Annotated in this window: 10 protein-coding genes, 4 tRNA genes and 1 other RNA gene; 9 read left to right on the forward strand and 6 right to left on the reverse strand. The window is 72.2% G+C overall.

The window, feature by feature from the left end; genetic code table 11:
• The first annotated feature begins 51 nt into the window (after nucleotides 1–51).
• The 8 genes from PBV52_RS22780 to PBV52_RS22815 all read left to right on the forward strand — a co-directional run bounded on the left by PBV52_RS22780 (nucleotide 52) and on the right by PBV52_RS22815 (nucleotide 4608).
• Nucleotides 52–369 carry an Lsr2 family protein gene (locus tag PBV52_RS22780; RefSeq protein ID WP_128435391.1) on the forward strand — a complete coding sequence of 106 codons (318 nt, stop codon included), beginning with the start codon at nucleotides 52–54 and terminating at the stop codon, nucleotides 367–369.
• A 170-nt stretch (nucleotides 370–539) separates the two neighbouring features.
• Nucleotides 540–611: transfer RNA gene (locus PBV52_RS22785), tRNA-Gly, on the forward strand.
• A gap of 80 nt (nucleotides 612–691) precedes the next feature.
• Nucleotides 692–764 (forward strand) — tRNA-Gly (locus PBV52_RS22790).
• Nucleotides 765–892: 128 nt separating this feature from the next.
• On the forward strand, nucleotides 893–1852 hold the full coding sequence (locus tag PBV52_RS22795; protein WP_274240708.1) for an ABC transporter ATP-binding protein: 960 nt from the start codon (nucleotides 893–895) through the stop codon (nucleotides 1850–1852).
• On the forward strand, nucleotides 1849–2625 hold the full coding sequence (locus PBV52_RS22800; protein WP_274240709.1) for an ABC transporter permease: 777 nt from the start codon (nucleotides 1849–1851) through the stop codon (nucleotides 2623–2625). Before PBV52_RS22795 ends, PBV52_RS22800 begins: the two co-directional genes overlap by 4 nt.
• Nucleotides 2626–2641: 16 nt before the next feature.
• Entirely contained in the window at nucleotides 2642–3898 is a 1257-nt protein-coding gene (locus PBV52_RS22805; RefSeq protein ID WP_274240711.1) for a sensor histidine kinase, read from the forward strand.
• Nucleotides 3895–4509 carry a response regulator transcription factor gene (locus tag PBV52_RS22810; RefSeq protein ID WP_274240712.1) on the forward strand — a complete coding sequence of 205 codons (615 nt, stop codon included), beginning with the start codon at nucleotides 3895–3897 and terminating at the stop codon, nucleotides 4507–4509. Before PBV52_RS22805 ends, PBV52_RS22810 begins: the two co-directional genes overlap by 4 nt.
• Nucleotides 4510–4532: 23 nt before the next feature.
• Nucleotides 4533–4608, forward strand: a tRNA-Gly gene (locus PBV52_RS22815).
• Between the two features lie 82 nt (nucleotides 4609–4690).
• Here PBV52_RS22815 and PBV52_RS22820 read toward each other — a convergent pair.
• The 6 genes from PBV52_RS22820 to ffs all read right to left on the reverse strand — a co-directional run bounded on the left by PBV52_RS22820 (nucleotide 4691) and on the right by ffs (nucleotide 13586).
• Nucleotides 4691–5590, reverse strand: coding sequence for a phosphoribosylaminoimidazolesuccinocarboxamide synthase (locus PBV52_RS22820; RefSeq protein WP_274240713.1), 900 nt, complete (start codon nucleotides 5588–5590; stop codon nucleotides 4691–4693).
• 107 nt (nucleotides 5591–5697) lie between these two features.
• Nucleotides 5698–7185: a N,N-dimethylformamidase beta subunit family domain-containing protein gene (locus tag PBV52_RS22825; protein WP_274240714.1), complete on the reverse strand. Its 1488-nt coding sequence runs from the start codon at nucleotides 7183–7185 to the stop codon at nucleotides 5698–5700.
• A gap of 247 nt (nucleotides 7186–7432) precedes the next feature.
• Nucleotides 7433–9283 carry a hypothetical protein gene (locus tag PBV52_RS22830; protein ID WP_274240716.1) on the reverse strand — a complete coding sequence of 617 codons (1851 nt, stop codon included), beginning with the start codon at nucleotides 9281–9283 and terminating at the stop codon, nucleotides 7433–7435.
• A 373-nt stretch (nucleotides 9284–9656) separates the two neighbouring features.
• Nucleotides 9657–10910: a phosphoribosylamine--glycine ligase gene (purD, locus tag PBV52_RS22835; protein ID WP_274240717.1), complete on the reverse strand. Its 1254-nt coding sequence runs from the start codon at nucleotides 10908–10910 to the stop codon at nucleotides 9657–9659.
• 109 nt (nucleotides 10911–11019) lie between these two features.
• Nucleotides 11020–13440: a DNA polymerase III subunit gamma and tau gene (locus tag PBV52_RS22840; protein WP_274240718.1), complete on the reverse strand. Its 2421-nt coding sequence runs from the start codon at nucleotides 13438–13440 to the stop codon at nucleotides 11020–11022.
• Nucleotides 13441–13487: 47 nt separating this feature from the next.
• An RNA gene (gene ffs, locus PBV52_RS22845) (signal recognition particle sRNA small type) lies at nucleotides 13488–13586 on the reverse strand.
• A 72-nt stretch (nucleotides 13587–13658) separates the two neighbouring features.
• Here ffs and PBV52_RS22850 point away from each other — a divergent pair.
• Nucleotides 13659–13746, forward strand: a tRNA-Ser gene (locus PBV52_RS22850).
• Nucleotides 13747–13771: the final 25 nt, after the last annotated feature.

Genomic DNA, 13771 nt, shown 5'->3' on the forward strand with positions numbered 1-13771 from the left:
ACGTCGTCGCAGCTGAGCTGTATGAGGTGCCGGACGAAGGGACCGATATTCGTGGCGCAGAAGGTCGTGGTCACTCTCTTTGACGACATCGACGGCTCAGAAGCGGCGGAAACGATCGCCTTCGGACTCGACGGCAAGTCGTACGAGATCGACCTGAATGAAGCCAATGCCAAGAAACTGCGTAAGGCGCTCGCGCCGTACGTGGAGGCCGGGCGCAAGCGGTCGAAGTCAGGCAAGGCGTACAAGCAGACCGAGGTCGCCCCGGACCCGGCGGCCGTCCGGGCCTGGGCGCAGGCCAACAAGATGGAGGTGCCGGCCCGCGGCCGCATCCCCAAGAAGGTCTACGAGGCGTTCGCCTCGGCGCGGTGACCTCAGCTCGGTGAGGCGACCCGGGGGTGTGGACTCAGGGCCCGTCAGCGGGCCCTGGGGACAGCCGATTTGGGGCGGAGCGACAACCGACTTGCGCTACCCCCCTGCTGATCAGCTAATGTCTGGAGCACGCCGCCGGGCGGGGCAGAAAAGCCCAGCTCGCCGAGCATGCGGGTGTAGTTCAGTAGTAGAACATCCCCCTTCCAGGGGGAAGGCGCAGTGTGCAATTCCTGTCACCCGCTCTGCATCGCCGTACGGACCACTGAAGTGGATCAGGTAGGCTGGTGCTCGCACCGATCAGTGGAAGCTGATCGGGGGCAATGCGGACGTAGCTCAGTTGGTAGAGCGCAACCTTGCCAAGGTTGAGGTCGCGAGTTCGAGCCTCGTCGTCCGCTCTTGATAGAAACCCCGGTCCACTGGACCGGGGTTTTTCATGTGCCGTGCGCGGCCTCCTGACATTTGTCATGCGGAGTGGTGACAGCGCGCACTGCTGCGGGGCTCCCGCTGCCGGGACGCTGATGTCATGAACATCGACGAACACGAACACGTGATTGAGGTCACTGACCTGCGGCGTGTGTACGGGGGCGGGTTCGAGGCGGTGCGTGGAATCACCTTCTCCGTGGACCGCGGCGAGGTCTTCGCGCTGCTCGGCACCAACGGCGCGGGCAAGACGTCCACCGTCGAGCTGCTGGAGGGGCTCGCCCGGCCGGCCGGCGGGCAGGTGCGGGTGCTCGGGTGCGATCCCTACGCCGAGCGGGGCGTCGTAAGGCCGCGGACCGGGGTGATGTTGCAGGAGGGCGGGTTTCCGTCCGAGCTGACCGTCGCCGAGACCGCGCGGATGTGGGCGGGGTGCGTGAGCGGGGCACGGCCGCCGCGGGAAGTGCTGGAGCTGGTCGGGCTGGCCGGGAAGGCCGATGTGCGGGTGAAGCAGCTGTCCGGGGGTGAGCGGCGGCGCCTGGACCTGGCGCTCGCGCTGCTCGGGGATCCCGAGGTGCTGTTCCTGGACGAGCCGACGACCGGCCTCGACGCCGAAGGGCGCCGGGACACCTGGGAGTTGGTGCGGGGGCTGCGGGACGCCGGTACGACCGTGCTGCTGACCACGCACTACCTGGAGGAGGCCGAGGGCCTCGCCGACCGGCTCGCGATCCTGCACGAGGGACGCATCGCGGCCGCGGGGACGCCGGCCGAGGTGACCGCGGCCCAGCCGGCGCGGATCTCCTTCGAGCTGCCCGAGGGCTACTTCGTGGGCGACCTGCCGCCGCTCGCCGAGATGGGGGTGAGCGGGCACGAGGTCGACGGGCGGGCCGTACGACTGCGGACCCATCAGCTGCAACGGGCGGCGACCCGGCTGCTGGTGTGGGCCGAGGGGGCCGGGGTGGAGCTGGGGCGGCTGGATGTGCGGGCGGCCTCGCTGGAGGAGGCGTTCCTGGGGATCGCGCGGGAGGCGGCGGGAGCTGCCGAGACGAAGGAGTACGCGGCATGAGTACGGCGGTGACCACCCCGGTGGGGCGGATGACGGCGTTGGCCCGGGCCGAGCTGACGTTGCTCGGGCGCAGCAAGGGCACGCTGTTCGCGGCGCTGTTCGTGCCGCTGGTGCTGCCCTTCAGCGCGCAGATGGCGGCGAAGGAGATGGACCTGGCGGAGGTCGGCCTCACCCTCGGCACGGTCATCCTGCCCGCCTCGATCGGCTTCTCACTGCTCTACGCGGTGTACGCGACACTCGTCGCCGTCTACACCGCCCGGCGCGAGGAACTCGTCCTCAAACGGCTGCGCACCGGCGAGCTGAAGGACACCGAGATCCTGGCGGGGGCCGCGCTGCCGGCCGTGGCCACGGGACTCGCGCAGAGCCTGGTGCTGGCGGTCGGCTGCGCCGTCCTGCTCGATGTGGGCGCGCCCCGCGCTCCCCATCTCGCCGTGCTGGGACTGCTGTTGGGGGTCGTGCTGTGCGCGTCGCTGGCCGCCGTGACCTCGTCCTTCACCCGCACCGTCGAGAGTGCGCAGGTCACGACACTGCCCGTGTTGTTCGTCTCCATGATCTTCTCCGGGATGTTCGTCCCCCTGGAGGTGCTGCCGGACCGGGTGGCGTCGGTGTGCGAACTGCTGCCGCTGACCCCGGTGATCACGCTCGTGCGCGGCGGCTGGACCGGGGAGCTGTCGGCCTACGAGGTGATCGGTCCCGTGCTGACCGGACTGGCCTGGGCGGTCCTGGGCGTGTTGGCTGTACGGCGGTGGTTCCGGTGGGAACCGCGGCGCTGAAGCAGGGGGACGACATATGCGCGGGCCGGGCACGTGGTGGCGGGGGAAGAGCACGCCGGCGAAAGTGGAGACGTACACGAGGTGGTCGTTCCACTTCTTCGCGGTGATCGAGATCATGGCGGTCGGACTGCCGGTCACCGGTGAGCTCGGACTCGCGCTGGGCGCCTGGCTGATGCTTCTGGTCTGCGCGCACGCGGCGGTCTGTGCCCTGACCGTGTCGCGGGCGCTGGACTGGGTGCGGGGCCGGCGTGAGCAGCCCGTACGGCTGCTGTGGGCGCTCGGCGCCGTCACCTTGGCGGTCGCCGTCACCGCCCTCGTCGTAGCCGAGCACGGTCCGGACGGTGACGGCGTCGACTCCGCGGCGGGCGGCGTCTTCGGCGTCGTGCTGATCTTCGGGGCGGGCATCATCGCGCTCGGTGTGCGCAACCGGCGGCGCGTGTACGCCGTCGTCGCGGGCTTCGCGGCCGGTGCGGGGCTCGTCGCGTTCCCGCTGGGCCAGCCGGCCCCCGCCGCACTGGTCAGTGCGCTGGCGGTGCTGCTCGGCGGCGGGTTCCTCGCCTTCAGCGCCATCTTCTCCGTCTGGCTGCTCAACGCCGTCTACGAACTCGACGAGGCCCGTGAGACCCGGGCCCGGCTCGCCGTGGCCGAGGAGCGGCTGCGGTTCGGGCGGGATCTGCACGACGTGATGGGGCGGAATCTGGCGGTCATCGCCCTGAAGAGCGAACTCGCCGTGCAGTTGGCGCGGCGTGAGCGGCCCGAGGCCGTGGAGCAGATGATCGAGGTGCAGCGGATCGCGCAGGAGTCGCAGCGCGAGGTGCGGGACGTCGTACGGGGATACCGGGAGGCCGACCTCGGGGTCGAACTCGCGGGTGCGCAGGGTGTGTTGACGGCCGCCGGGATCGAGTGCGAGGTGACCGGGGAGGCGGCCGGACTGCCCGCCGAGGTGCAGTCGGCGCTGGCGTGGGTGGTGCGGGAGGCGACCACCAATGTGCTGCGGCACGGGGATGCCGGGCGGTGCGTGGTGGGAGTGCGGGTGACGGAGGGGCGCGTGGTGTTGACGGTGGAGAACGACGGGACTGCCGGGGAGACGGTGGAGAACGACGGGGCAGCCGGAGCCTCCGACGGGGGTGGAGGCTCCGGCCTGGCCGGGCTGCGGGAGCGGCTGGCCGCGGTGGACGGCACGCTGGAGGCCGGCCGCGTCGGGGAGGGGATGTTCCGGCTGGTGGCCGAGGTGCCGTTGGCGGGAGCGGGCGTGCGGGAGGTCGCCGTATGACCGGGCCTGTACGGCTGCTGCTCGCCGACGACGAGCATCTGATCCGGGGTGCGCTCGCCACGCTGCTCTCCCTGGAGGACGACCTGGTGATCGTCGCCGAGGCGGCGAGCGGGCCGGAGGCACTGGCGATGGCACGGGCGCACGAGCCGGACGTGGCCGTTCTCGATCTTCAGATGCCCGGGGCGGACGGTGTGAAGGTCGCCACATCCCTGCGCGCCGAACTGCCCGGCTGCAAGGTGTTGATCGTGACCAGTCACGGGCGGCCCGGGCATCTGAAGCGCGCCCTTGAGGCGGGTGTGCGCGGGTTCGTCCCGAAGACCGTCAGCGCTCAGCGGCTCGCGGAGATCATCCGCACCGTGCATGCCGGAAACCGTTACGTCGACCCCGAGTTGGCCGCCGACGCCATCGCCGCCGGGGACTCGCCGCTGACCGCGCGGGAGGCCGAGGTGCTGGAACTGGCGGCCGACGGCGCGCCCGTCGCGGAGATCGCGGAGCGGGCCGCGCTGTCGCAGGGGACCGTGCGGAACTATCTGTCGTCGGCCGTCTCGAAGCTCGGGGCGGAGAATCGGCACGCGGCGGTGCGTCTCGCGCGGGAGCGAGGTTGGGTATAGTTGCTCTCGCGCCACGGCGCAGTGCGGACGTAGCTCAGTTGGTAGAGCGCAACCTTGCCAAGGTTGAGGTCGCGAGTTCGAGCCTCGTCGTCCGCTCCAGATGAAAGCCCCCGGTTTCGGCCGGGGGCTTTTGCGTTGCCCCCGGCGTTCCGGATTCGCCGGGGGCTTTGCCGTTTCCGCGCTACGACCAGCTCGTACCCGTCAGGCGCTCGTACGCCTCCACGTACTTCGCCCGGGTCGCGTCCACGACCTCCTGCGGCAGCGGCGGTGGGGGCTGCTCGCTCTTGCGGTCCCAGCCGGAGGCCGGCGAGGTCAGCCAGTCGCGGACGAACTGCTTGTCGTACGACGGCTGCGCGCGGCCCGGCTCCCACTGGTCGGCCGGCCAGAAGCGGGAGGAGTCCGGGGTGAGGACCTCGTCGGCGATGACCAGCCGCTCCCCCTCGAAGCCGAACTCGAACTTGGTGTCCGCGAGGATGATGCCGCGGTCACGGGCGATGTCCCGGCCGCGGGAGTAGACGGCGAGGGTCGCCTGGCGCAGCTGGGCGGCGGTGTCGGCGCCGACCTGGCGGGCGACCTCCTCGTAGGAGACGTTCTCGTCGTGCTCGCCGACCTCTGCCTTGGTGGCCGGGGTGAAGATCGGGGCGGGGAGTTCGCTGCCGTCGACCAGGCCCTCGGGGAGGGCGAGGCCGCAGACGGTGCGGGACTCGTTGTACTCGACCAGGCCGGAGCCGGTGAGGTAGCCGCGGGCCACGGCCTCCACCGGGATCATCTGGAGCGACTTGCAGACGAGGGTGCGGCCCGCCCAGTCGGCGGGGGCGCCGGCGGGCACGTCGGTGCTCAGGACGTGGTTGGGGACCAGGTCGGCGAGCTGGTCGAACCACCACAGGGAGAGCTGGGTGAGGACGCGGCCCTTGTCGGGGATCTCGGTGGGGAGCACCCAGTCGTACGCCGAGATGCGATCGCTGGCGACCATCACGAGGTCGCCCGCCTCGTTCTGGTACAGCTCGCGCACCTTGCCGGTGTGCAGGTGTACCAAGCCCGGAACCTGAATCGGCTCGGGCTTTTCTACGAATCCGGACACGGTTCCTCCCCGTGGTTCTGTCCAATGGCTCGATTCTCCCGTATGCCGGGGATCGCCCTCGGAGTGGGGTGGCCTCGAAAGGGGCGGTGACGTGGGCGTACGTGAGCTCAGTCACGTTTACAGATGCGGTCCAGGAGGTTGGCGGTGGCGCGCTGGACGCGGGCGTCGACGTGGCCCGGGCGGTCCAGCGCCGGGGACCAGGCGAACGTTCCGGACGCGAAGATCAGGGCGCCGGAGGGGGCGCGGTACAGGGACGTCTCCTGGTGGCGGAGGGCGCCTTCGCGGTCGGTGTACGGGGAGTGGGCGAGCAGGATGCGCTCCTCGTGGTCCGGGAGCGGGGTGCGCGGGAAGTAGCGGTCGGCCTCGCCGGCGACCAGGCCGGCGATCTCGTCGCCCTCGTGGGCGCCGGTCGCCTCCCACAGCCAGTGGTCGGCGTTGCGGACGATCAGGGGGTGCGGCTCGGGGACCTGACCCGCGTACTGGATGCCGATCACCTCCTGCTCGGGACGGTCGATTTCACGCCAGAGCACCGGGCGGCCCGGCCCCTGGCGCTTGCGGCAGGTCATCAGGCGGTCGGGGACACCGGACGGGGAGGGGCCCAACTCCACCTGCCAGTACATGGAGTTGGCGGAGAGGAAGACGAGGGACGTGCCGTTCTCACGGGCGAGCTCGACCGTGCGGCGCATGTTCGACGACCAGTACTCGTCGTGGCCGGGGAAGACCAGGCCGCGGTAGCGGGTGGGGTCGACGTGGCCCGCGTGCAGGTCGCGGGCGTCGGCGTAGGCGATGTCGTAGCCGTAGCGCTCGGCCCAGCGGATGAAGTCGTAGGCGTGGCCGACGTGCAGGGGCAGGCCCGCGCCCGCGTACGGGCGGTCGAAGGAGACGGTCGTGGCGGCGTCGGCCTCGCCGAGCAGGCGGCCGTCCTCGTCCCAGGCGTGGTAGAGGCTGGCGCCGATGCGGCCGTCCTCGGGGTAGAGGTTGTAGGCCTGCCAGGTGACGTCGGGCAGGAGCAGGAGCAGGTCCGCCGGGTGCTTGTCGCGCACGGTGAACGGGATGTGGGAGCGGTAGCCGTCGGCGGTGGTCAGGACGGCCACGTAGGCGCCGATGCTCCAGTACGAGGGGACCTGCAGGCGCCAGGACAGCCACCAGTGGTGGCAGGAGACCGTGCGGTCGGCGGTGAGCGGTGGGGGCTGCACGATGCCGGAGAGGCGGGGGCTGGTGGTGATCTTGGCGGCGCCGTCGCCGCTGTAGTGGCCGATGCGGTAGATGTCGACGGCGAATTCCTGGGGCGGGTCGACGGTGATGTGGAAGTCGACAGCCTCGCCGGGGGCGACCGCGCCGGTCGAGGTGAAGCCCTTGATCTGACGGTGGACGTCGTCGGCGGAGCGGGGGCCGGCACTGCGGGGCGCCGGGACCCTCGGGGTGTCCGACGTCGGGGGGTGGGCCTGGCCGTCGACGTACCAGGGGACGACCTGGCCGGTGTCGTCGAAGTACGTCACATTGCCGCGCAGCCAGGGGACGGGGCCCTGGCCGAAGGGGTCCGTCACGGCGTGCGCGAGCGCTCCCGACTCCCAGCGGCGGATCTGCTCCCCCATGGCCCTACCCCTCCCTCGTTCCCCCGTGGTGGTGCGTCGAGCGTTGTGTGTGGTGCGAGTGCTGTGTGCGCTTGCGGTTTCCGTCGTGCGACGCGGGCTTTTGTACGGCTGTCGTATGTCGCAAGCCCTTGCCATGTGCGCTATCGATCCCAGCACATCACATTGCGCACGCATCCTGTCACTATTCGTTGCGAATTGGCCGAAAGTGGAACCGGGGGTTCCGACCGCATACGGCGTGAAACAGCCGTCAGACCAGGCGAACCGGCTTCTCCGGGCGTATCCCCGACTCCACCAGCCAGGCGCGCAGGGGCACCGGATCACCGTCCTCGATGAGGCTGAGGACTCTGGGGGTCAGGTCGGCCGCTCTCTCGCCGTCGATGAGGAGGGTGGGGCCGTCGAGCCAGTCCAGACCGGGGGCCGCGCCGGCGGTGTCCATCGCCGCGCAGCACACCATCGCCGTGACGTGGTCGGTGAGCAACTCGCGTGCGGTGCGGGGCGGTTGGAGCGGGAAGAGGGGAAGAGCGCCGATGTCCAGGAGGGTGCTGTCGGGGACGGGGGACGCCGTCTGCTCCGCGGGCGCCGCGGCCTCTTCGCGGGCCAGCTCGGCGGTCAGGCCGGCGGCGAGAGCGGAGCTTCGCTCGGTCTCCTGGTCGTCCGGGGAGTCGTCCTCGGACATGGCCGCGTAGGGCGCCTTGGGGGGCTTCGGGGGTGGGGGCGGGGCGGCGGGGGCGGGGGCGGCATCGGTTTCGGCGTCGGCGGGACGGGCGCCGGCGGGACGGGCGGGCGAGGAGTCCGGTGGGACCGAGAGGTGCTCCATGACGCGGGCCAGGGTCGGGCCGCTCGCCTCCGAGGGTGTGCCGTCGGTGGTGCGGCGGACGCCGAGGGCGTCGAGGACGCGGTGCAGGCGGGCCGCGTCCATGCGCCATTTACGGTCGACGACCTCCTCCGGGTACTCCTGCCAGTCCACCGGGGACCAGTCCTGGCCGGACTCGGCCGGGCCGCCGTGGAAGAGGCGGGCGGCGAGGAGTGAGGCGGCCTCGTCGACCGCGCCGGGCTCTTCGAGCAGATCGCAGGCGGGGCGCTCGCCCAGCCGGGAGGCGAAGCCCTCGGCCAGGCGGTCCCGGCGGGACAGCTCGGTGAGGGCGGCGACGACGCCCGCGTCCAGCCGGGACGGCCAGCGGCCCATCCGCCAGGCGGGCAGCGCCACGCGTGTGAGCAGCCGGTCCCAGCCGGCGTACGCCAGCCCGACCTGCTCCTGGGCGACGATACGCAGTCCGTAATCCACAGCCTGTGCACGCTCGGCGGCGGCGCTGGCCACGCCCCGCTCCATCTCGGTGGCGTGCTCCCGGCAGCTGCGCAGCAACAGCCGCGCGACCCAGCCGACGCCCGCACACACCGCCCGCGACCCCGGGCAGCGGCCGCGCGTCGAGGCGACGGCGACGGCGGCGTCCAGGCCCCGGACGAAGCGCCGGGCCTGGGCTATGTCCGGGTGCGCGGAAGGTCCCGTACCGGCGACGACCGGGGCGAGCACCGCGCGCAACTCACCGACGCGCATCCACCACAGGAACGGAGAGCCGATGACGAGGACGGGGGCGGCCGGCGCACGCCGGTGGGCGCCGGGTGTGCTTCCGCCGCGCAGGCCGTTGACCTCGTGCTCGTCGCGGTCCTCGGCCGGGGGCGGGCCGTGGGACGGGTGGGTGCGGTCCTCAAGCCAGCTGTCGCAGTCCGGGGTGAGCGCTATCGCGGACGGGGCGGGGACGTCGAGGCGGTCGGCGAGGTCGCGCACCATCCGGTACAGGTCCGGGGCCTGCTCCTCGGCTATCGGGACCGTGGGGCTGACGGCGGGGCGGGCTCGGGCGACGACCAGGGCGATGCCGGCGGCGGCGATCAGGACGAGGGCGGCGGCGGGGGTCACGACCCAGCGGGCGGCATGCCAGCCGGGGCCGACGAGGTGGCCGGTGGAGGCGCCGACGAGCAGCACCACGGCGACCGCCGCGGGCAGCAGGGCGACAGCGAGCGCGCGGCTGCGGATGCGCAGCACGGCAAGGGCCCGGGCGCGCGCGGACTGCGCACCCACCTCCACACCGATACCGGTCACGGCCGGACCTCACCCCCTCCCCGCTGCCCTGGCTGTCCGAACTGTCCTGGCTTTGCTCACTCCCCCACTGTGGCACCCACCACTGACATCGCAATGCCGGTGGGCCAAGTGCCGGAACGCTTGCGCCGCACCCTAGTTGGGGCTCCGGCCCACGTCAGCCGGATGGGGCAGCGGTCACTCGATGGAATGGCTTTGGGGAAAGGTGGATGACGGAAAGCGAGGATCAGGCCCCTGCTCCCGGCATACATCAGGCCCCGAATCCTGAGACGGATTCGGGGCCCGCGGGGTTGTCTTGCGCGGCGGCAGGTTGTCTCGTGCCGCGGCAGGTTGTCTTGTGCGGTGGGTACGCAGGCGCCTTTTCACGCGCCCGCCTTTACGCGCCCGTCGCCGCCTTCGCCGCGATGTCCGTACGGTGCTGGGAGCCGTCGAGCTCGATACGGGCCACGGCCTTGTACGCGCGGTCGCGGGCCTTGGTGAGGTCCTTGCCGGTCGCCGTGACGGACAGGACGCGGCCGCCGGCGCTGACGATCGCGTGGCCGTCGCGCTTGGTGCCGGCGTGCAGGACGTAGGCGTGCGGGGCGTCCTCGGCGGCGACCTCGTCGAGGCCGGTGATCGGGTCGCCGGTGCGCGGGGTGCCGGGGTAGTTGTGCGAGGCGACGACCACGGTGACCGCGGCGTCGTCGCTCCAGCGCAGGGGCTCCAGGTCGGCGAGGTCGCCCTTGGCGGCGGCCAGCAGGACGCCGGCCAGCGGGGTCTTCAGGCGGGCCAGGACGACCTGGGTCTCGGGGTCGCCGAAGCGGGCGTTGAACTCGATGACCCGCACGCCGCGCGAGGTGATCGCGAGTCCGGCGTAGAGCAGGCCGGAGAAGGGGGCGCCGCGGCGGCGCATCTCGTCGACGGTCGGCTGGAGGACCGTCTCCAGGACCTCCTCGACCAGCTTCGGGTCGGCCCACGGGAGCGGGGAGTACGCGCCCATGCCGCCGGTGTTCGGGCCCTCGTCGCCGTCCAGCGCCCGCTTGAAGTCCTGGGCGGGCTGCAGCGGGACGACCGTCTCGCCGTCGGTGATGGCGAAGAGGGAGACCTCGGGGCCGTCGAGGTACTCCTCGATGACGACGCGCTCGCAGGCGTTGGCGTGCGCCCTGGCCGCCTCGAGGTCGGCGGTCACGACGACGCCCTTGCCGGCGGCGAGGCCGTCGTCCTTGACGACGTACGGGGCACCGAAGGCGTCGAGCGCCTCGTCGACCTCGGCGGGGGTCGTGCAGACGTAGGAGCGGGCCGTCGGGACGCCGGCCGCCGCCATCACGTCCTTGGCGAAGGCCTTGGAGCCCTCGAGCTGCGCGGCCTCCCCGGAGGGGCCGAAGACCGGGATGCCCAGCTCGCGCACGGCGTCGGCGACCCCGGCGACCAGCGGGGCCTCCGGCCCTACGACCACGAGGTCGGCGCCGAGCTCCGTGGCCAGCGCGGATACGGCCTTGCCGTCCAGGGCGTCGACCTGGTGCAGCTCGGCGACCTCGGCGATGCCGGCGTTGCCGGGGGCGCAGTGCAGCGCAGTGACGTCGGGGTCGAGGGACAGGGAGCGGCACAGGGCGTGTTCGCGGGCGCCGTTACCGATGACAAGGACCTTCACGGGGGTCAGCCTAACGGGGTTTTTGTGCGGGGCGATGAGGGGACGGGGGTTGGTGACCTGTACGTTCCTCCAAGTCGCGGGGCCCGGGCCGGGCGCCCGCAGGGCCCCGCTACTCGTTCGTGAACTCCTCGACCACCGTCGCCCCCAGCTCCCGCACGATCAGCTCGTAGCCGGACAGGGCCGACTCGTTGAGGTCGGGGTCGTCGTCCTCCGGGATGTCGTCCTCGATGGACACCGGGGGTCGCTGCTCAGGCGCGGAGGGGGGCTGGGGTGCCGAGGTGGGGGCAGCGTTCGGCGCCGGGGAGGTCGGGGCCGCCGGAGGTGGGGTGGGTGTCGAGGGCGTCGGCTGGGGAGGGGCCGGGCGCTGGGCGGTCGTACCGCCACCGCCGTAGCCACTGTTGCCGCCACCGCCGTATCCGCCACCGCCGAAGCCGGAGGAACCGCCCGGCGACGGGGGAGCCGAGCCTCCGCCCGACGGGTCGACGATCGCCTCGATCTTCCACTGGACGTTGAACTGCTCGGACAGCGCCTGCCGCAGGACGTCCTCGCTGCCGCTGCTCACGAAGTTGTCGCGCGCGCCCGCGTTGACGAACCCGAGTTGGAGGGTGGTGCCGTCGAAGCCGGCCACCTGGGCGTTCTGGCTGAGCAGGATCCAGGTGAAGCGGCGACGGTTCTTGACCGCCTCCAGGATGTTCGGCCAGAGCATGCGGGGGTCGAGGCCGCCGCTCGGGGGCGCGTAGGCCGGTGCCGCGCCTGCGCCGGGAGCGGGCGTGGGCGTGGGCGTGGGTGTCGCGGGCTGCGGTGTGTGCGGGGGCGCTTGCGTGCCGCTCGACGCGGCCTGGGCGGCCTGGGCGGCCTGGGGCTGGGCGCCGCCGCCCGCCGGGGTTGCCGTGGGCCAGCCACCGGGGCGCCGGCCACCACCTGCGGGCGCGGCGGTGGGCCATGCCCCGGGGGCGGAGGCGGGGGGCGCCGACGGGTTCGCGGCGGCGGGAGCGGGCGTGGAGGCCGGTGCGGGCGCCGGGGTGGGCGGAGCCTGGGGTGGCTGAGGCTGCTGACCGCTCTGCGCGGGCGGGTGGCCGTGGGCCGAGGGCGCTGGGGTGGCCTCGGCGGGCGCACCCTGCGCCGCCGGAGCGGCACCGGCCGTACCGGGCGTGCCGGCCCCCGCGCCACCGTCCGTACCGCCCATACCGCCCGTCGGCACACCGGCCCCGGCAGCAGGGGCCGCGGGCGCCCCCGAAGCCCGTACCGCCGCCCGGGCCGCGGCAGGCCCGCCACCCGGCGGAACCGGCGCGGCGGCCGCTCCCGCATGGGCGTCAGGACCGGGCACGTACCCCATCGCGGGCATGCCGCCGCCCGCGCCCGCGGAGAAGTTCACACCCCGCTCCAGCCGATCGAGCCGGGCCATCACGGAACGCTCGTCCCCGTACGCCGCAGGCAGCATCACGCGCGCGCAGATCAGCTCGAGCTGGAGCCGGGGCGAGGTGGCCCCCCGCATCTCGGTCAGCCCCTCGTTGACGAGGTCGGCGGCACGGCTCAGCTCGGCGGCGCCGAAGGTGCCGGCCTGGGCCTGCATGCGCTCGATGACATCGGCCGGGGCGTCGATGAGCCCCTTCTCGGCGGCGTCCGGCACGGCGGCCAGGATCACCAGGTCCCGCAGCCGCTCCAGCAGGTCGGCGACGAACCGCCGGGGATCGTTGCCCCCCTCGATGACACGGTCCACGACCTCGAAGGCGGCGGCGCCGTCACCGGTCGCGAAGGCTTCCACGACGGAGTCGAGCAGCGAGCCGTCGGTGTACCCGAGGAGAGAGGTGGCCATGGCATACGTCACACCCTCCTCCTTCGCTCCGGCGAGCAGCTGGTCCATGACGGACATGGAGTCACGCACGGAGCCCTGACCCGCGCGCACGACGAGCGGCAGCACGCCGTCCTCGATGGGCATGTTCTCGCGGCCGCACACCTCGGCGAGGTACTCCCGCAGGGTGCCCGGCGGGACGAGCCGGAAGGGGTAGTGATGGGTCCTCGACCGGATGGTCCCGATGACCTTCTCGGGCTCGGTGGTGGCGAAGATGAACTTCAGATGCTCCGGCGGCTCCTCGACGACCTTCAGCAGCGCGTTGAAACCGGCCGACGTGACCATGTGGGCCTCGTCGATGATGTAGATCTTGTAGCGGCTGGAGGCGGGCCCGAAGAAGGCCTTTTCCCGCAGCTCACGCGCGTCGTCCACACCACCGTGCGACGCCGCGTCGATCTCGATGACGTCGATGGAACCGGGACCGTTCCGAGCCAGGTCCTGGCAGGACTGGCACTCCCCGCACGGGGTGGGCGTAGGACCCTGTGCGCAGTTCAGACACCGCGCGAGGATCCGCGCACTGGTCGTCTTGCCACAGCCACGCGGCCCGCTGAACAGGTACGCGTGATTGACCCGGTTGTTCCGCAGCGCCTGCTGCAGCGGGTCAGTGACATGCTCCTGCCCGATGACCTCGGCGAATGACTCCGGGCGATAGCGGCGGTACAGCGCGAGAGACGACACGCCTACGAGGTTATAGGCGCCCACTGACAACCCGACCCCGCAGCGGGAACGCAAGCGCCCCCCACGCACCCGCCAGAGCCGACCTACCCTTGCTGCCTTCCGGCCCTGGGGGAGTTCAGTCAGATAGCGCCGCGTGAGGGGCTTCCCGAAGAGTACCCGATGTCAGCCGGGGGGAACGAGTTCGCGAGCACTCCTCTCGGTCATGTAATGTTTCCGGCGGAGGATTCGCCTAGAGGCCTAGGGCGCACGCTTGGAAAGCGTGTTGGGGGCAACCCCTCACGAGTTCGAATCTCGTATCCTCCGCCAGTGCCTCACCGGGCACGATGTCGAA

Origin of the sequence: Streptomyces sp. T12 (assembly GCF_028736035.1) — a bacterium.
In the GTDB taxonomy this organism is placed as follows: Bacteria; Actinomycetota; Actinomycetes; order Streptomycetales; family Streptomycetaceae; genus Streptomyces.

Bases quoted from the DNA above. Each gene is read 5' to 3' on its own strand.
- PBV52_RS22800 (WP_274240709.1), top strand. From the start codon at position 1,849: ATGAGTACGGCGGTGACCACCCCGGTGGGGCGGATGACGGCGTTGGCC.
- PBV52_RS22795 (WP_274240708.1), top strand. From the start codon at position 893: ATGAACATCGACGAACACGAACACGTGATTGAGGTCACTGACCTGCGG.
- PBV52_RS22825 (WP_274240714.1), bottom strand. From the start codon at position 7,185: ATGGGGGAGCAGATCCGCCGCTGGGAGTCGGGAGCGCTCGCGCACGCC.
- PBV52_RS22810 (WP_274240712.1), top strand. From the start codon at position 3,895: ATGACCGGGCCTGTACGGCTGCTGCTCGCCGACGACGAGCATCTGATC.
- PBV52_RS22805 (WP_274240711.1), top strand. From the start codon at position 2,642: ATGCGCGGGCCGGGCACGTGGTGGCGGGGGAAGAGCACGCCGGCGAAA.